Genomic DNA, 16,916 nt, shown 5'->3' with positions numbered 1-16,916 from the left:
GGGTAGGGGCGCTGCCTAGGGGCGGGACATGACCGCGCCCCACGCCCTCTCCACCCTCCTGTCCCCCCTGCTCGACCTCGGTGGCCGTACCGCCCTCGTCACCGGCGCCGCCGGCGGCATCGGCCGCGCCTGCGCGCTGCGGCTCGCGGCCGCCGGCGCCGAGGTGAGAGCCGTCGACCGGGACGCCTCAGGCTTGGAGACGCTGGCCGAGCAGGCCCGGGACCTCAACGGCGGCATCGAGCCGCATGTGCTCGACCTCATGGACCTGGACGCCGCCGAACTCGCCGCCGCGGGCACGGACGTACTGGTCAACAACGCCGGGCTGCAACTGGTCCGCCCGATCGAGGACTTCCCGCCGACCGTCTTCCACACGGTGCTCACCGTGATGCTCGAGGCACCGTTCCGGCTCATCCGCGGCGCCCTGCCCCACATGTACGGACAGGGGTGGGGCCGCATCGTCAATGTGTCCTCGGTCCATGGGCTGCGCGCCTCGGCCTACAAGTCCGCCTATGTGTCCGCCAAACATGGTCTCGAGGGACTGTCCAAGACCGCTGCTCTCGAAGGCGCACCCCACGGCGTCACCTCGAACTGTGTGAACCCCGCCTATGTACGCACGCCCCTGGTCGAGAAGCAGATCGCCGACCAGGCACAGGCGCACGGCATCCCCGAGGAGGAGGTCGTGTCCACCGTCATGCTGCAGGACAGCGCGGTCAAGCGGCTCATCGAACCGGAGGAGGTCGCCGAGGCGGTGGCGTACCTGTGCGCCCCGCAGGCGTCCTTCGTCACCGGAACGTCGTTCGTGCTGGACGGTGGCTGGACCGCGCACTGAGCCACGACCGACCGGTGACGAGAGTGAGACGGAGAGCCGGAGCCGGCCGTGGCGCCACCGCCGCCCCCTCGCCCAGGAACCCACGCCGGATGTCACCCGGTGCCCGCTCGGCCATGCTGTCCACAGGCCCACGGCCCCTCCCCGCCCACCGGGTTGTCCACAGGTCTGACGGGGCGGTCGTGGGATGAGGAATCCCGTGACCATGTCCCGCGATCACCTGCAGCCCGCCGAGCGTCCGGCCCCGGTGCCGCAGTGCCGGACCGGGCGCGCCCCGACGACCGTCCCGCACACGAGCCGCACGACCGTCCCGCACCGGGCGGTGCCGAGACGCCGTTCCTGGAACTCCTGGCCCGAGGGGCGTCCGCCGAGGCCTACGAGCAGCCGGTGCTCCTGGCCCGTGCCGAGGGACTGCCCACCGAGCGGATCGCCGCCCTCGAACAGGCCCCGAGGATCGCCCTCCGCGTCCGCTCCGACCTGGAGGGACGGCGCCGCCGGGAGGCCGAGCTGTCCGCGCTCTTCGAGACCGCCCACGACCTCGCCGGACTGCGCGACCTGGACGCCGTGCTCCAGGCGATCGTGCAGCGCGCCCGCTCACTGCTCGGTACCGACGTCGCCTACCTCGGTCTGAACGACCTGCGTCGTGGCCGGCGCCTTGGCAGGAGCCTCGGCCGACCCCTGGGCCGTCCCTCCCGGGGTGATCTCGTTCAGGTCCCGGTGGCGGGTCTCCTTAGCAACTGCCCCGCCGGGGCACCCGTCTGTGGCCAGGAGGCCCAGAATCCGCGCCGCCACGCGTCCCCGTGCTCGGACACCAGCAGCACGGCCCCTCCCCACTCGCCGCCCAGTGCGAAGCCCTGGACCAGTCGGAGCACGGTGAGCAGCACGGGCGCGACGCTGCCGATCGTCGCGTGCGTGGGCAGCAACCCGATCGCGCAGGTCGCCCCACCCATCAGCAGCAGGCTCAGCACCAGCAGCTTCTTGCGCCCCAGCCGGTCCCCGTAGTGCCCGAAGACCAGCGCACCCAGCGGCCGGGCGGCGAACCCGACCGCGTACGTCAGAAACGACAGCAGCGTGCCGACGAGCGGGTCGGAGTCCGGGAAGCAGGCGTGCCCCAGTGCACGGGCAAGGATCACCGTCTGCTGCTTGCCCGTGCCGACGTCCCGGGGCGGCGAGCAGCTCCCGCTGACCTGACGATACTGGTGCATGACGGAGACCGCGCTCGACGTGAGGGTGCGAGCCCTTAGTGCCGTGGCCGCACAGGTTCACCGGGTTGCCGGTTGGGGATATTGCTCCGGGCTGCCCGGTGGTCTCGGCGAAACCGAAAATCGCTTGATCGAATCGGGGGGCCTGCTTAGCGTGCGCAGGATGGATACGAAGCCTGCCATCCGGCGTTATCAGGCGTCCGACGAAGCCGTGGTAGTGGATCTGTGGTCGCGTGCCTCGAAGCTGGCACATCCGTTCATCGAAGGCGAGGGCGAAGGGGAACGGGCTCGCAAGCTTCGGGAGATCTACCTCCGCGAGGCCGAGAACTGGATCGCGGAGGATGCCGGAGACGTCATCGCCTTGCTGGGCCTGCTCGGGAATGAGATCGGCGGCTTGTTCGTCGACCCCCGGGCGCAGGGGCGGGGCGTTGGGCGAGCGCTGGTGGAGCATGCCGCGACGCTGCGCGGCGAGCTGAGGCTTGGGGTGTTCGAGGCCAACGCCAGGGCCCGGGGCTTCTACGAACTCATGGGCTTTGAGGAGCGGGAACACCAGCTGGATGAGGAGAGCGGCCACCCGGTGATCATCATGGTCCGTCCAGCACGCTGACCGTCTCACCCGGCGCTGTGCCGCACCGGTCAGGCAACCGTCAGCAGGGGCGTCCGCCCCGGCGGATGCCCTTCTCACTGCGGATGCGGGCGCGTTCACCGCGTTGGGCGGCCAGCACGTCGAGGTGGCGGGCGTGGGCTTTGCGCCGGCGCATGTACCGGTGGATTTCGCGGGTCTGGACGGTGTGGTTGGGGTGGTTCGAGTTGGTCGGGGCGGTCGAGCTTGGCGTCGCGGTCAGGGTCGGTGGACTCCTTCCACGTCTTGGTGCGCCGGAGGGGGATCCCGCGGCGGGCGAGCAGTGAGCGCAGGGCCTCGCGGCCGGTGCGGATCACGCGTCCGTGGACGCGGCGCAGACAGACAGCGAGCTTGCGGAGCGACCAGCGAGTGAAGGGCTGGCCGAGTTTGCGCGGGCGGGTGGTGGCCGTCTGGATGACGAAGTCCTCGTCGTCAGGGCTGAGTAGGCGGGGACGGCCTCCCGCCCACTGAGGGTCCAGGCAGGCCAGGCCGATCTCGTTGAACCGGTGGATGGCATCCCTGACCGTGTCCTCGTCGGCCTGCACCAGCTTCGCGATCACCGGTACGCGGTTCCCGCCGGTCGACGCCGGCAATATCATCACCCGCCCATGGCGCACCGAACTCGTGCTGCCCCGGCGCACGATCCGCTGTAACTGCTGACTCTCCTGGGAGGTCAGCCTCCGGACCCTGACCGGTTCTGCCATTCCCGCCTCCTGGCTTCGATGTCCGCAGACGTCCAAGCGCGCCACACGCCAGGAAGCCAGGAGAAGCAACCCGGTGAACCTATGCGGTCACCGCATGAGACGGCGAGCTGAGCGTTGCGGCCGGTGAGCGAGTTGATCTCTGTTTGGCGACGGTGCGGATGTCGTTGCAGAGCGGGTGCATAGGATCGCCGGCATGGCACTGCGACCTGTTCAGGTGAACATCAAGGCTCTTGATGGCTTGGCGGTCGGCCGGTTCTGGGCGGAGGCACTCGGCTGGAGTGTTTTCAGACCCGGCGTGACCACCTACGTCGGACCCGTCGGCGGCTTCGTTTGGCCGGACCCGGTCGCCGTCTGCATCGACGTCGTTCCCGTCCCGGAATCCAAGACAGCAACAAAGAACCGTGTGCACCTCGATCTCGCCACCACCTCTGCGGCCCATCAGGCGGAGTTGGTCGCGCGCCTCCAGGCTCTTGGTGCGACGCCCGCCCACGTGGGCCAGGGCGACGTGCCGTGGACGGTCCTCGCCGACCCGGAGGGCAACGAGTTCTGTGTGCTGGAGCCTCGGGAGATCTACCGGGGCACCGGGCCGATTGCCGCGGTGGTGGTCGACTGCGCGGATCCGCGGGCCATGGCCCGGTTCTGGGACGAGGCGATGGACTGGACCCTGCACGAGGTGACCGACGATCATGCGGTGTTGCGCTCCGCCAAGGGTGTCGGCCCGTATCTCGAGTTCCTCCGCACGCCCGATGTGAAGACCGTGCCGGACCGCGTCCATCTCGACCTGCTGCCGTACCCCGGTGACGACAAAGCAGCGGAGGTGGTCCGGTTGCGGGCCCTCGGCGCCACCGACCTCGACCTCGGCCAGGGCGATGTCGCGTGGACGTGCCTGGCAGACCCGGAGGGCCACGAGTTCTGCGTCCTCGCCCCGTCCTGACGCGGAGCCTCACCACAGAGGACACGGTGTCCGTACCGCCGGCCGGCAGCGGGATGCTGCCGGGGTGTAATTCACCGCATGTGCGAACGGGCTGTTCGATACGTTTTACCGATGCGGAAGCTCGTGGAGATCGAAGACCTGTCGGGACTGGTCCGTGACGGACTGGGACCGGGCTGCCGTGCGGTCGCGGTGGAGCGGTTGCGCGGGGGCAGTAAGAAGGGGGTGTACCGGGTCCGAGTCGACGGGACTCCGGTGACGAGTGTGATCGTCTACAGCTGGGCCGAGGAGGAGAACTTCTGGCCGGGCCAGAAGGGGATCGATGCCAGGGATGCGTTCGCACCCGCCTCAGGGCTGACCCCGTTCCTTGTCGCCCGGCAACAACTGGACGGCTTGGGCGTAAGGGTTCCGCAGCTTCTCCTGGCGGACGACAGCCGGCACCGTCACCCGGCAGACGTGGCCGTTGTCGAGGACATCTCCGCCGACACCCTCGAGGCACTCCTCGAGAGCGATCCCGCCCGCGCAACCGCGGCCCTGGCCGACCTGGCCGCGATGGTGGACCTCATGCACGGACACCTTGCCCCGCGGTACGGCCGGACGGATCTGCTGGAACAGGGCGGCACCGCAAGCGGAGTCTCCTGCGAGCAACTGGTTCTCGACCGGGCCCTGCGCGATCTCGAAGAGGCCTCGGGCAGGGAGCGCAGGATCGCCGCAGTGGAAGGTCACCTGCGTGACCGTCTGCACGGCCTCGCCGCGCTGGTGGTCTCCCGTGCCGAATACGGGCTGATCCACGGGGAACTGGGTCCCGACCACGTCCTGGTCGACGCCGATGGTCACGCGGTGCTGATCGACATCGAGGGCCTCATGCACTTCGACATCGAATGGGAGCACGTCTTCCTCCGGCTCCGCTTCGGCAAGCACTACCCCGTCCTGTCCCGGCCCGGTCTCGACCCACAGCGGCTGGACCTCTACACGCTCGCGATGCACCTGTCCCTGATCGCCGGCCCGTTGCGCCTGCTCGACGGCGACTATCCCGACCGGGCCTCCATGCTCGGGATCGCCGAGCACAACCTGCAGGAGACCCTGGCACTCCTTCCGTAGCGGACGGGACCGGCCGCAACTTCCGGGCAGAAGGCCGTGGACGTGGCTTGATGGCGCACGGCAAGCCACGTCCACCACCCTTTTGGAAATGCTGTCTCTCAGGCCGGGACTGCCCCAGCGGCTCCCGCTTCGAGCCCGCAGGACCACGGAGGTGAGCGAGGCACTTGATCAAGCGTCAAAGGTCCGGGTGGGGTGAAGCTCCCTCATTGGTACTCGACTTGGTACTCGACGAACTTGGCCCCCGCACCCTTGTACTGCAGCCGGAGATCTTGTGAGGTTGCCCGGGAGTCGTCGTCGACCGGGCAGGACGCGGGACGTGACGGCTGAGCTGATGGCCGAGTGGCGCGACGAAGTCGCCCAACGCGTCGACTTCCCCGAACCGGAGCCGGAGGACGGTCGCCGCCCTGGCCTGCCACAAACCCGGCGAACGCTCCCGGCTGATCTACCGGCCCTGCCCGGACGCCCGGCCCGACGGACGCAAGAGCTTCTCCTGGAAGGACCACCGCGACCTCCTCCAGACCGCGCACCAACAGCTCGGCGGCCCGATCGTGTTGATCTGGGACCACCTCAACACCCACCTCACCGCCGGGATGCGCCGTTACCTCACCGATCGCGACTGGCTCACCGTGGTCCAGCTGCCGCCCTACGCAACCGACTTCAACCCGGTCGAGGGCATCTGGTCCGTGCTGCGGCGCACCACCGCGGCCAACCGGGCGTTCGCCGACTCCGACGAGCTGTTCACCGCTGTCCGGCGCGGTTTACGCCGGCTCCAGTACCGCCACGATGTCCTCGACGGCTGCCTCGTCGGCACCGGCCTCCGAAACCAGCCACCATGACGACATCACGTATTCAAGGTCAGTAGTGCTAGTACCCTACGGGCCATGAATCTTGGACCACTCGAACCAAAGGTAGTCGACCTTGTTGTCGCAGTTGTTTCCTTCTCCTTAGTCTTCGGCCTTTTTGTGAAGGTTGTCCTCCCGCGTATCCGCAAGACGCTGGAGGAGCGCGAGGACGCTATCGATGGAAATTTCGAGCGCGCCGAAGTCGCTCGGATCGAAGCTGAGCGCATCCACGAAGAGTACAAGAACGAGCTCGCCGAAGCCTACCGGGAATTCGCCCATATCCGGCAGGAAGCAAAGGAGCAGGGCGCCCAAATTATTGCAGCCGCCCGAGACGAGGGTGCTCGTCAGCGTGATGCCCTTATCGCAGCGGCGCATGCTCAACTTGAAGTTGACCGAACCTTGGCGGCCGCCGCGCTCAACGAGAGTGTGCGCCAGCTCGCAATCGAACTGGCGAACCGAATCGTTGGTGAGCCTCTCGATGAATTCGCTAACAACAGCGAGGTCATCGACCGGTATTTCGATGAGCTGGAGGCCGGCTCGTCAGTGAAGCGAGTGACGAGCTAAGCTCTTTGAAGGTCGATGACGCATTGCGCCAGTAGAGGCCCCCAGGTAGTCGTTTCGGTACGGGGGTCCTCTACCGTGCTCGCTAATGGGTAGCACTCTTCGCCACTTGACGTCGCTTGAATCCTGGTTATCGTACGTGCCGTGCTCGTCCTCAACGGACACTGGAAATGACCTTCGTTGAGGAAACCTCAATGCTCGCCTCGACCAAGTGCCGGTAGCAGCGGGTACCGTGAATTCTCGCGATCACCTTGTCCCCGGTGGCACGGAGGCTGCACCTCGAGGGAGGCGTACGGCGTGGGCGGCGACGACGACGGCGGCAGCGGTCGAAAATCGGTGAGCCGCCCCTGTGCGGCCAGGCGCCCGCAGCCCGGCGGGGCGGGTATCCGTCGGGACGAGTGCCAAGCATCCAGCAGAATGATCGTATGACCTCCCCTTCCGGAAGCGGCGCAGGTGTCGGCAGCGAGACGAACCGGATTCGTCTGTCGGCGGCTGTGGCCGTGCCGGCGATCGTTGGCGCTGGGCTGGGGCTCAGGGCCGTGACGGTGGGAGATGTGGCCAAGTACGGCGGGGACGCTCTGTACACCCTGCTGATTTTCACCCTCGTCATCCTGGTGGCGCCGCGAGTGGCGGCATGGAAAGCCGGCGCCCTCGCGTTGGCCCTCAGTTGGGGGGTCGAGCTCTTGCAGCTCAGTGGGCTGCCGGCAGAACTCTCCCGGCACAGCACTGCTGCCCGTCTGATCCTCGGGTCCACCTTCAACGCACCGGACCTGTTCTGGTACGCGGTCGGCGCGCTGGTCGGATGGCTCGTCGTAGCGTCGCGAAGGACGGGTCGGCGATGAGGCGTCGTACCACTCGACGGTGGTGCCGATCAGGCTTCCGGTGACGATGCGCTTGAGGTTGCCGAGGGCCGGGACTTGGGGAGCGGTTGGTGCCGAGGCCGTGTGCGCCACTTCCTTGGGGGCGGTGGGAAGACGGGCACGTATCGACGCCTTAGGAACATGCAGGTCAGGCGCACATGTGGTGGGACCCTGCAGTCCTGCGCCGGGGTGTTTGTGCGGCCCCCGTGTCGGCCCGCCCGGGGCCGGACCGACGGTACCGCGAGGTATCAAAAGGGCTGTCATGGCATGTGCCCGAGTCGCCCCTGGCGTCGGACCTCGGAGGGAGGAACCCGAAGACAGCAGGACGCACGTCTACGCACTCGACCGCCGCACGGGCAGGGGCACCTCCCGGCTGAACGGCACCGTCGCCCCGAAGCCGGTGACCGGCCCGACATTCGACGCGCATACCGCGCGGTGGTGTACGACGCGGTACCGGGTGACCTGCTGGGGGAGTCGTCCACCGCCGGTGACCGGCAGGTCTTCCTGACGCATCTGCGCTGACGGACACCGCCGAGCTGTGGTGCCCCTTCGGCGCGCGGAAGCCGCGCTGTCCCGGGACGATGGCACCGGTGGGCGTTGCGTGTCAGTGAGAGCCAAAAAGATTTCGGGCGTGGATGTCGAGAACCCGTGGCCGGCTCCGTCCCCGCAGTGAACGCGACCGGAAGGGGTCGCACCAGTACCGAGGAGAAGCACGATGGCCAAGTACCTGCTGCTGAAGCACTACCGCGGCGCCCCGGCTGCGGTCAACGACGTGCCCATGGACCGGTGGACGCCGGAGGAGATCTCGGCCCACGTGCAGTACATGAACGACTTCGCCGCCCGGCTCGAGAGGACCGGCGAGTTCGTCGACGGCCAGGCGCTCGCCCCCGAGGGGACGTTCGTCCGGTACGACGGCGAGGGCCGCCCGCCGGTCACCGACGGCCCGTTCGCCGAGACGAAGGACCTCATCGCCGGCTGGATGGTGATCGACGTCGACAGCCACGAGCGCGCCGTCGAGCTGGCCGGGGAGCTGTCGGCCGCCCCCGGGGCGGGCGGGAAGCCGATCCACGAGTGGCTCGAGGTACGCCCGTTCCTGACCGCACCGCCCACCATCACGGAATGACATGACGGAATGACATGACGAAACGGCGGGCCGGAATCGATGACGGAAACGGGACCGGAATGACGTCTGGAGTGAACGAGGTCCTGCTCCGGAGCCTCACGCCGAGCGTGCTCGGGATCCTCGTCCGCCGCGGAGCGGACTTCGCGGCGGCCGAGGACGCCCTGCAGGACGCGCTGGTCGAGGCGGTCCGCGTCTGGCCTGCCGCCCCACCGCACGACCCGAAGGGCTGGCTGGTCACCGTGGCCTGGCGCCGGTTCCTCGACGCGACCCGGGCGGACACCGCCCGCCGCCGGCGCGAGGAGCGCGTCGGCGAGGAGTCGCCGCCCGGACCCGCGCCCTCGGCGGACGACACGCTCCAGCTCTACTTCCTGTGCGCCCACCCGTCGCTGACGCCGTCGTCCGCGGTCGCGCTCACGCTGCGCGCCGTCGGTGGGCTCACCACCCGCCAGATAGCCCAGGCCTATCTGGTGCCCGAGGCGACCATGGCGTGGGGGTACCTCCCACGCCCTTAAGAGCCCCTAACAAAATAGGATATTTGAATTATCCTGGGTGTATTGGTGCAAGTTCGTGCCGATCGGGAGGTGTGTGATGTCCCGTCCCAAGCCCTGGGAGATCGACGACGACCTGTGGGCCCTGATCGAGCCGCTGCTGCCAGTGGTGGAGCGCCGACCCGACCACCCGGGCCGCAAACGACTGGACGACCGCAAGGCTCTGCAGGGCATCCTGTTCGTGCTGTCCACCAACATCCAGTGGGAGTGGCTGCCGCAGGAACTGGGCTTCGGCTCGGGCATGACCTGCTGGCGCCGACTGCGGGACTGGAACCAGGCCGGCGTCTGGCACAAGCTGCAGGAGATCCTGCTGGCGAAGCTGCGCGGCGCGGACCAGCTGGACTTCTCCCGCGCCGCCATCGACACCTCCCACGTCCGCGCCCTGCGAGGCGGCCCAAAACCGGGCCGAGTCCGGTCGACCGCGCCCGGCCGGGCTCGAAACACCACCTGATCACCGACGCGCACGGAACTCCGTTGGCGGTCTCGCTCACCGGCGGCAACCGCAACGACGTTACCCAGTTGATGCCGCTGCTGCGGGCGATCCCCGCCGTCCACGGCCACCGTGGGCGTCCCCGGTTCCGGCCGCGCCGTCTGTACGCGGACCGCGGCTACGACCACGACCGCTATCGCCGCATGGTCCGCACCCTGGGCATCACCCCGGTCATCGCCCGCCGCGGACAGGTGCACGGCTCGGGCCTCGGCGTTCACCGGTGGGTGGTCGAGCGTGGACTGTCGTGGCTGCACGGTTTCCGGCACCTGAGGATCCGTTGGGAGCGCCGGGACGACATCCATGACGCCTTTCTGCAGTTGGCTGTCTGTCTCATCCTGCACCGGCGCGTCCGAGCACTCTGTTAGGACCTCTAAGGCAGTGGGGGAGCATCAGCCGGGCCAAGCGCACCGTCTCCGGCAATGGGGTCTCCCCTGCTCATGGGGGTCCCCCCGCTCGAGCGAAGCCGAGAGTGGGGGAGAAGCCGAGAGCTCGGGGAAGGTTCGACCGGCCCGGCGATGTCGCCACCGTGCTGCGCGTCCTCTACCTGGTCTTCAACGAGGGCTACTCCGGCGACGTCGACCTCGCCGCCGAGGCCATCCGGCTCACCCGGCAGCTCGCGGCCGCGATCGACCACCCCGAGGCGGCGGGGCTGCTCGCCCTCATGCTGCTCCACCACGCCCGGCGCGCCGCCCGGACCGCACCCGACGGCAGCCTGGTACCGCTCGCCGAGCAGGACCGCGGCCGGTGGGACACCGAGTCGATCGCCGAGGGCGTCGGGATCCTGCAGGCGGCCCTAGCCCGCGACCGGCTGGGCGAGTTCCAGGTCCAGGCCGCCATTGCGGCACTCCACGCCGACGCGGCCACGGCCGGGGAGACCGACTGGGTGCAGATCGTCGAGTGGTACGACGAGCTCACACGCCTGACCGGCAGCCCGGTCGTCCGGCTCAACCGCGCGGTGGCCGTCGGCGAGGCCGACGGACCCCGCGCCGGCCTGGCCGCGCTCGCGGCACTGGAGGACTCACTGCCCCGCCACACCGCAGTGGCGGCATATCTCCACGAACGCGACGGCGACCTGGCGACGGCGGCACGCCTGTACGCCGAGGCAGCCCGGAAGGCGCCCAACCTCGCCGAACGCGACCACCTGACACGCCGGGCTGCCCGGCTCAACGCCCGCCGGGGTCACTGACGGGTCACGCTCGGACGACGGGACTGCGCGCGGAGTTCTTCTCCCGTTTCACAGCGAATCGATATACAGATCGAATCGGTGTTACGGTCCTTGACGGCCCGCCTCACCGTCGAGGCCAGCGCCTCCTCAGCTCGTCCCGCAGGTTCGCCCCGTCTCGGGCGGTCGCCGCACTCCCCGAGAGTCACGAACCATGGAACTCCGTACGCCCTCCGCCGCGTCCTCGCCGGCTTCGGCTGTCTCGCGCGCTGAGACGGTGCCGGCCCGGCGCGGTCCGGCCGGGAGGCACTACGCCGGTCACCGGCACAGAACCCCGTAGCGAGGTTCGTACGGCCGTGTTGTCCCTCACGCTTCCCACTCCGCGAGGCCACGCCGACCGTCCGCGAAGCCGGGCCGGCAGCCCCTCCGGAGACGCACGGCCGGCGCTCGGCGCGACCGGCCCCGCCGCTGTTCGGCCGGCCGGGCCGGCGACGCCACTCGCGGTCGGGCCCGACACCGTCCCCCTCCCCGGCTCCTGGACCGTGGTCTTCGAAAGGTTTTCTGCACCATGCCGCTGGCTCTGCTGGCCCTGGCTGTCGTCGCGTTCGGCATCGGCACGACCGAGTTCGCCACGATGGGACTGCTGCCCCAGATCGCCGACGGGGTCGGCGTGTCCGTGCCGCACGCCGGCAACCTCGTCTCCGCCTACGCGCTCGGTGTCGTCGTCGGCGCGCCCCTGCTGACGGGTATCGGCGCGCGCATACCCCACAAGAAACTGCTCCTGCTCCTGTCGGGGCTGTTCGTGGTGGGCAACGCCGCGTCCGCGCTCGCTCCCGACTTCGGCCTGCTCTTCGCCGCGCGGTTCCTGGCGGGTCTGCCGCACGGAGCGCTGTTCGGCGTGGGCGCCGTCGTCGCCTCAGGTCTGGTCGCCCCGGGGCGTGCGGCACGTGCCGTTTCGAAGATGTTCCTCGGCCTCACCGTCGCCAACATCATCGGAGTCCCGGCCAGCACGGCCCTCGGGCAGCAACTGGGCTGGCGGTCCGCCTACTGGGCGGTCACCGCCATCGGGCTCGTCGCCCTCCTCATGCTGGCCTGCTTCGTCCCCCACCAGCCACGGGGCCGGCAGTCCGGCATCCGGAGCGAGCTGCGGGCCATGGGCAACAGGCAGGTCGCGATCGGCATGGGCGTCGCGGTGGTCGGATTCGGCGGATTCTTCGCCGTCTACAGCTACCTGGTGCCGATGCTGACGAATCTGACGGGCATGTCCGACTCCTCGACCACTCTGGTCCTCGCGCTCTACGGCGTCGGCATGACGCTCGGCACGCTGATCGCCGGCCCGCTCACGGACCGTGCCCTGCGGCCGACGCTGTATGCGGGCCTGGCTTTGCTCGCCGCGGCACTGGTGACGTTCTACTTCACCGTGCACAGCCTCGTGCCCGCCCTGGTGACGATCACCGTCATCGGTGCGATGGGCTCTCTCATCACCACGCCCGTCCAGATGCTGCTCATGGCCAAGGCCAAGAACGCTCCGACGATGGCGGCGGCCTCCAACCACTCCGCGTTCAACCTGGCCAACGCGGGCGGGGCATGGATCGGCGGCCTGGTCATCTCGGCCGGCTGGGGCTGGGCCGCGCCCAGCCTGGCCGGTGCGGCTCTTGCCCTGGCCGGCCTCGGCCTGGCTTTCACGGGTGGCCTGATGGACCGGGGCGACCGACGCTCCGAGGTGATCATGGAAGGCTCGGCCGTGCCCGAGCAGGAGACGCGTACGGTCACGTGACGACCTGAGAAGAGGGCGAACCGGGGCTGGGCCCGTCAGGAGTGCGGGCGGGCCCGGCCCCGGTGTCCGGGCACCGGTACCCGAGGTGGAGGCGGCCTGCCGGGATGCCGCAGCCCTGCTGGACGGCTGCGGCCGCGCGATTTTCTCCAGGAAGCCCTCGGCGCCTCACCGCCCGAGCGGCCCTGTTCCGGGCATACGGTCGCGTCGTGCGGGTCCCTTGCCGGGTCATCCAGTACCGGGTCATCCGGGACGTGATGCCCCCCGGCGACCGTCGTCCCGGCCGGCCTCGGCGTGCAGGGCCATGAGCGTGTGCTGCACGGACGGCCGTCGTTCCGCGCTGTCGGCACGCAGTGCGCGGGACAGGCCCAGCGCCGCGGTGCGGACGGCGGGGGCGAGCTGCGCCGGCTGGAAACGGGCGCGCGGTACGGCGACGGACAGGGCGGCGACGGCCGTACCGCTGCCGTCGAAGACGGGAGCGGCGATGCAGCTCACTCCGAGGGCGGCCTCCTGCTCCTCGTACGCCAGACCGGAGACGTGTGCCTGCTCGATGGCGGTCCGCAGCCGGTCGGGGTCGGAGGTCGAGTAGCGGGTGAGCTGCGGCAGGGGAGTCTCGCCCAGCACCGTGTCCACCAGCTCGGGGCTGGAGAAGGCCAGCAGTGCCTTGCCCACGCCGGTGCAGCTCAGCGGGAGGCGCCCGCCCACCCGTGAGGGCAGCGGCAGCCGGTCGTGGCCGTGGATGCGCTCCAGATAGACCACCTCCCGCCCTTCGCGCACGCCGAGGTGCACCGTCTCGTGGGTGGCTTCGTAGAGATCCTGGAGGAAGGGCAGGGCCGTCTCCCGCAGGCCGTGCCGGCGCGGAACCAGACTGCCCAGTTCGAAGAGCCGGCCGCCGAGACGGTAGGCGTTGCCCTCCTTCTCCATCAGCTTGAGGCGGACCAGATCCGCGGTCAGCCGGTGCACCGTGGCCTTCGGCAGCCCCGTACGGTCCGAGAGTTCCGTGAGCCGGAACGAGCCGCCGACGCTGTCGAAGCAATTCAGGATGGATACCGCTTTGTCCAGCATGTTGCCCTGGTCATTGTTCCGTGTCACGGAACAATGATTGTCAGAGTTGCGCCCCCCTGTCTATACCGGAACCTCCGCACCCGCCGGACTCCGGTCCCGAACCTCCCGAACCTCCCGAACCTCCGGAACCACCCTTCCGGCGCACTCCCCGAGGGCAACATGACCATGCCTCCCCTGTACGACCCGCCGCCCGGTCCCATCCTGAAGGCGGCCGACATCCTGAAGCAGGCCGCGCAGACAGGCGTGACATGTCCGCCTGTGCGCACGCTTCTCGGCGCCGACGACCTGGGCACCGCCTACGAGGTGCAGCGTCTCAACGTGCGGCGCAGCCTCACCGACGGCCGCAGGATCGTGGGCCGCAAGATCGGCCTCACCTCGCCGGCCGTGCAGAAGCAACTCGGGGTCGACCAGCCGGACTTCGGGGCCCTGCTGTCCGACATGGCCGTCCCCGACGGCGGAACGGTCCCTGTGGGGAGGCTGCTCCAGCCCAAGGTCGAGGCCGAAGTGGCACTTGTTCTCGGCGCCGACCTCCCCTTCGTCGGGCCCACGGTCGCCGACGTACTGCGCGCGGTGGACTTCGCCCTGCCCGCTCTGGAGATCGTCGACAGCCGCATCAGCGGCTGGGACATCTCCATCGTCGACACGGTCTGCGACAACGCCTCCTCGGGCCTCTTCGTTCTCGGCGGCACCCCCGTGCCGCTGACCGCGGTGAACCTGAGGGACGTGCGGATGACGCTGCTGCGCAACGAGGAGGAGGTGTCCAGCGGCTCGGGGCGCGACTGCCTGGGCGGCCCGCTCAACGCCGCCGTCTGGCTGGCGGACGTACTCGCCTCCGCCGGAGATCCGCTGCGCGCGGGGGACATCGTCCTCACCGGTGCCCTGGGACCCATGGTCGTGGCCGCTCCCGGCGACCGCTTCGACGCCCACATCACCGGGCTCGGCTCCGTACAGGTCGCGTTCGCACCGGACACCACCGACACCCCGGACACCCCGGACGAGGGAGTACAGCAGTGACGAGCACGACCTCCACGACGAGCACGGCCTCCAAGACGAGCACGGCCCCCGCACGGCGGACCAAAGTAGCGGTCATCGGCTCCGGCAACATCGGCACCGATCTGATGATCAAGGTGCTGCGGCTCTCCGAGAGCCTGGAGATCACCGCCATGGCGGGCATCGACCCGGACTCCGACGGCCTGGCACGCGCGCGCCGCCTCAAGGTCGCCACCACCCACGAAGGGGTGGAGGGGCTGGTGAGGATGGACGAGTTCGCCGACATCGACATCGTCTTCGACGCCACCTCGGCCGGGGCCCACCGCCACCACGAGGACGTACTGCGCCCCCTGGGCCGCACACTCGTCGACCTCACTCCCGCCGCACTGGGCCCCTACGTGGTGCCGCCGGTCAACGGCGCGGCCCACCTCGACGCCGCCAACGTCAACATGGTCACCTGCGGCGGCCAGGCCACCATTCCCGTCGTCGCGGCGGTCGGGGCGGTCACGCCCGTGCACTACGGCGAGATCGTCGCATCCATCGCGTCCCGCTCGGCCGGGCCGGGCACCCGGGCCAACATCGACGAGTTCACCGAGACCACGTCGTCCGCCATCGAACAGGTCGGCGGCGCGGCCCGCGGCAAGGCCATCATCATCCTCAACCCCGCCGAACCCGCGCTCATCATGCGCGACACCGTCCACTGCCTGGTGGGCGAGTGCGACGACACCGCGGTGCAGGAATCCGTCGAGGAGATGGTCGCCCGGGTCCAGGGCTACGTCCCCGGCTACCGCCTCAAGCAGGCCGTGCAGTTCGACCGGGTCGCCGCCGACGACCCGCTGCGTTCCCTCCTCCCCGCCGGCTCCCGCACCCCGGACGCGACACGGGTGTCGGTGTTCCTCGAGGTCGAGGGCGCCGCCCACTACCTGCCGTCCTACGCCGGCAACCTCGACATCATGACCTCGGCCGCGCTGCGTACCGCGGAGCGCATGGCCGCCCACCACACGTCGGAGGTGGTCTCCCGATGACCGCACAGCAGCAGCCCGCCCTGTACGTGCAGGACGTGACACTGCGGGACGGCATGCACGCCGTCCGCCATCGCTACACCGTCGACCAGGCCCGCGCCATCGCCGCCGAGCTGGACGCGGCCGGCGTGGCCGCGATCGAGATCGCCCACGGTGACGGCCTGGCCGGCTCCAGCATCAACTACGGTGTCGGCGCCCACACCGACTGGGAATGGATCGAAGCGGTGGCCGGCGCCACGCGGCACGCCATACCCACGACGCTCCTGCTGCCCGGCATCGGCACCGTCCACGACCTCGAGCGGGCCCACTCTCTGGGGATCCGCTCCGTGCGGATCGCCACGCACTGCACCGAGGCGGACATCTCCGCCCAGCACATCGCGGCGGCGCGTGAGCTGGGTATGGACGTCGCGGGGTTCCTGATGATGTCCCACATGGCCGAGCCGGCCGAACTCGCCCGCCAGGCCAAGCTCATGGAGTCCTACGGAGCCCACTGCGTCTACGTCACCGACTCCGGTGGCCGGCTCACCATGGACGGGGTCCGTGACCGCGTCAGGGCCTACCGCGACGTCCTCGACCCGGCCACCGGACTCGGCATCCACGCCCACCACAACCTCGCCCTCGGCGTGGCCAACACCGTGGTCGCCGTCGAGAACGGTGTCACCCGCGTCGACGCCTCGCTCGCGGGTCAGGGCGCGGGGGCGGGCAACTGCCCGCTGGAGGCGTTCATCGCGGTCGCCGACCTCATGGGCTGGGACCACGGCTGCGACCTGTTCCCCCTCATGGACGCGGCCGACGATCTCGTACGGCCGCTGCAGGACCGCACGGTGCAGGTCGACCGGGAGACGCTGACGCTCGGCTACGCGGGCGTGTACTCCAGCTTCCTGCGCCATGCCGAACGGGCCTCCGAGCGCTACGGCATCGACACCCGCGCGATCCTCGTCGAGGTCGGGCGCCGCAAGATGGTCGGCGGTCAGGAGGACATGATCACCGACATCGCTCTCGACCTCGTGGCGCAGGCCCCGGCGGGCTGACCTGCAGACCTGGCCGGCCCAGCCCGGGGCGGGTGCGGCGACGCACCCGCCCCGGGCTGGGC

14 protein-coding genes and 5 pseudogenes are annotated in these 16,916 nt (G+C 69.7%); 16 read left to right on the top strand and 3 right to left on the bottom strand.

Annotated elements, in window-relative coordinates:
* Window positions 1–28: 28 nt before the first annotated feature.
* Window positions 29–829 carry a 3-hydroxybutyrate dehydrogenase gene (locus AOK11_RS02025; RefSeq protein ID WP_055591883.1) on the top strand — a complete coding sequence of 267 codons (801 nt, stop codon included), beginning with the start codon at window positions 29–31 and terminating at the stop codon, window positions 827–829.
* Between the two features lie 202 nt (window positions 830–1,031).
* Window positions 1,032–1,474: pseudogene (locus tag AOK11_RS44345) on the top strand (diguanylate phosphodiesterase); the annotation flags it as partial.
* A gap of 65 nt (window positions 1,475–1,539) precedes the next feature.
* Here the strand turns inward: AOK11_RS44345 and AOK11_RS02015 are convergent.
* Window positions 1,540–1,926: pseudogene (locus AOK11_RS02015) on the bottom strand (MFS transporter); the annotation flags it as partial.
* Between the two features lie 265 nt (window positions 1,927–2,191).
* Between AOK11_RS02015 and AOK11_RS02010 the strand changes: the two are divergent.
* Window positions 2,192–2,635, top strand: coding sequence for a GNAT family N-acetyltransferase (locus tag AOK11_RS02010; protein ID WP_055591886.1), 444 nt, complete (start codon window positions 2,192–2,194; stop codon window positions 2,633–2,635).
* A 179-nt stretch (window positions 2,636–2,814) separates the two neighbouring features.
* Here AOK11_RS02010 and AOK11_RS38895 read toward each other — a convergent pair.
* A pseudogene (locus AOK11_RS38895) lies at window positions 2,815–3,354 on the bottom strand (helix-turn-helix domain-containing protein); the annotation flags it as partial.
* Between the two features lie 193 nt (window positions 3,355–3,547).
* Here AOK11_RS38895 and AOK11_RS02005 point away from each other — a divergent pair.
* The 10 genes and pseudogenes from AOK11_RS02005 to AOK11_RS01955 all read left to right on the top strand — a co-directional run bounded on the left by AOK11_RS02005 (window position 3,548) and on the right by AOK11_RS01955 (window position 12,749).
* Complete coding sequence (locus tag AOK11_RS02005; RefSeq protein WP_055591880.1) at window positions 3,548–4,288, top strand: VOC family protein; 741 nt, start codon at window positions 3,548–3,550, stop codon at window positions 4,286–4,288.
* Window positions 4,289–4,399: 111 nt separating this feature from the next.
* Window positions 4,400–5,386 (top strand): phosphotransferase, encoded by a 987-nt coding sequence (locus AOK11_RS02000; RefSeq protein WP_055591879.1) that lies wholly within the window; start codon window positions 4,400–4,402, stop codon window positions 5,384–5,386.
* A 404-nt stretch (window positions 5,387–5,790) separates the two neighbouring features.
* Window positions 5,791–6,222: a transposase gene (locus AOK11_RS01995; protein ID WP_055591878.1), complete on the top strand. Its 432-nt coding sequence runs from the start codon at window positions 5,791–5,793 to the stop codon at window positions 6,220–6,222.
* A gap of 45 nt (window positions 6,223–6,267) precedes the next feature.
* The gene (gene atpF, locus AOK11_RS01990) at window positions 6,268–6,792 is read left to right on the top strand and encodes a F0F1 ATP synthase subunit B (RefSeq protein WP_055591877.1); all 525 of its coding nucleotides are present in this window, start codon (window positions 6,268–6,270) and stop codon (window positions 6,790–6,792) included.
* Between the two features lie 422 nt (window positions 6,793–7,214).
* The gene (locus AOK11_RS01985) at window positions 7,215–7,631 is read left to right on the top strand and encodes a ribosomal maturation YjgA family protein (RefSeq protein WP_055591876.1); all 417 of its coding nucleotides are present in this window, start codon (window positions 7,215–7,217) and stop codon (window positions 7,629–7,631) included.
* A gap of 733 nt (window positions 7,632–8,364) precedes the next feature.
* On the top strand, window positions 8,365–8,772 hold the full coding sequence (locus tag AOK11_RS01980) for a YciI family protein (RefSeq protein WP_055591875.1): 408 nt from the start codon (window positions 8,365–8,367) through the stop codon (window positions 8,770–8,772).
* A 59-nt stretch (window positions 8,773–8,831) separates the two neighbouring features.
* A pseudogene (locus AOK11_RS01975) lies at window positions 8,832–9,260 on the top strand (sigma factor); the annotation flags it as partial.
* Window positions 9,261–9,360: 100 nt separating this feature from the next.
* Window positions 9,361–10,175, top strand: a protein-coding gene (locus AOK11_RS38890) for an IS5 family transposase (protein WP_107098467.1) whose coding sequence is annotated in 2 segments (ribosomal slippage) — window positions 9,361–9,715 and window positions 9,715–10,175 — 816 coding nt in all. Because the reading frame shifts where the segments join, the coding sequence is not laid out codon by codon here.
* 131 nt (window positions 10,176–10,306) lie between these two features.
* Window positions 10,307–10,996: pseudogene (locus tag AOK11_RS01960) on the top strand (DUF6596 domain-containing protein); the annotation flags it as partial.
* A 544-nt stretch (window positions 10,997–11,540) separates the two neighbouring features.
* On the top strand, window positions 11,541–12,749 hold the full coding sequence (locus AOK11_RS01955) for an MFS transporter (RefSeq protein ID WP_055591873.1): 1,209 nt from the start codon (window positions 11,541–11,543) through the stop codon (window positions 12,747–12,749).
* A gap of 240 nt (window positions 12,750–12,989) precedes the next feature.
* Here AOK11_RS01955 and AOK11_RS01950 read toward each other — a convergent pair whose 3' ends face one another.
* A complete protein-coding gene (locus AOK11_RS01950; protein ID WP_079034571.1) occupies window positions 12,990–13,811 on the bottom strand; it encodes an IclR family transcriptional regulator in 822 nt (273 codons plus the stop codon).
* Window positions 13,812–13,970: 159 nt separating this feature from the next.
* Here AOK11_RS01950 and mhpD point away from each other — a divergent pair, with 159 nt between their 5' ends.
* The 3 genes from mhpD to dmpG are packed head-to-tail and all read left to right on the top strand — an operon-like array spanning window position 13,971 to window position 16,854.
* On the top strand, window positions 13,971–14,825 hold the full coding sequence (gene mhpD / locus AOK11_RS01945) for a 2-keto-4-pentenoate hydratase (RefSeq protein ID WP_055591872.1): 855 nt from the start codon (window positions 13,971–13,973) through the stop codon (window positions 14,823–14,825).
* A complete protein-coding gene (locus AOK11_RS01940; RefSeq protein WP_079034570.1) occupies window positions 14,822–15,826 on the top strand; it encodes an acetaldehyde dehydrogenase (acetylating) in 1,005 nt (334 codons plus the stop codon). Before mhpD ends, AOK11_RS01940 begins: the two co-directional genes overlap by 4 nt.
* Window positions 15,823–16,854, top strand: coding sequence for a 4-hydroxy-2-oxovalerate aldolase (dmpG, locus tag AOK11_RS01935; RefSeq protein WP_055591871.1), 1,032 nt, complete (start codon window positions 15,823–15,825; stop codon window positions 16,852–16,854). The genes AOK11_RS01940 and dmpG overlap by 4 nt, the downstream gene beginning before the upstream one ends.
* Window positions 16,855–16,916 lie beyond the last annotated feature (62 nt).

It is taken from the genome of Streptomyces hirsutus (assembly GCF_001418415.1).
Lineage (GTDB): Bacteria > Actinomycetota > Actinomycetes > Streptomycetales > Streptomycetaceae > Streptomyces > Streptomyces hirsutus.
This window is presented reverse-complemented; position numbering and strand designations above follow the sequence as displayed.

What these genes read in the sequence shown, in the direction of transcription:
- AOK11_RS02025 (WP_055591883.1), top strand. Translation starts at nt 29, where the DNA reads ATGACCGCGCCCCACGCCCTCTCCACCCTCCTGTCCCCCCTGCTCGAC.
- AOK11_RS02010 (WP_055591886.1), top strand. Translation starts at nt 2,192, where the DNA reads ATGGATACGAAGCCTGCCATCCGGCGTTATCAGGCGTCCGACGAAGCC.
- AOK11_RS02005 (WP_055591880.1), top strand. Translation starts at nt 3,548, where the DNA reads ATGGCACTGCGACCTGTTCAGGTGAACATCAAGGCTCTTGATGGCTTG.
- AOK11_RS02000 (WP_055591879.1), top strand. Translation starts at nt 4,400, where the DNA reads ATGCGGAAGCTCGTGGAGATCGAAGACCTGTCGGGACTGGTCCGTGAC.
- atpF (WP_055591877.1), top strand. Translation starts at nt 6,268, where the DNA reads ATGAATCTTGGACCACTCGAACCAAAGGTAGTCGACCTTGTTGTCGCA.
- AOK11_RS01985 (WP_055591876.1), top strand. Translation starts at nt 7,215, where the DNA reads ATGACCTCCCCTTCCGGAAGCGGCGCAGGTGTCGGCAGCGAGACGAAC.
- AOK11_RS01980 (WP_055591875.1), top strand. Translation starts at nt 8,365, where the DNA reads ATGGCCAAGTACCTGCTGCTGAAGCACTACCGCGGCGCCCCGGCTGCG.
- AOK11_RS01955 (WP_055591873.1), top strand. Translation starts at nt 11,541, where the DNA reads ATGCCGCTGGCTCTGCTGGCCCTGGCTGTCGTCGCGTTCGGCATCGGC.
- AOK11_RS01950 (WP_079034571.1), bottom strand. Translation starts at nt 13,811, where the DNA reads ATGCTGGACAAAGCGGTATCCATCCTGAATTGCTTCGACAGCGTCGGC.
- mhpD (WP_055591872.1), top strand. Translation starts at nt 13,971, where the DNA reads ATGACCATGCCTCCCCTGTACGACCCGCCGCCCGGTCCCATCCTGAAG.
- dmpG (WP_055591871.1), top strand. Translation starts at nt 15,823, where the DNA reads ATGACCGCACAGCAGCAGCCCGCCCTGTACGTGCAGGACGTGACACTG.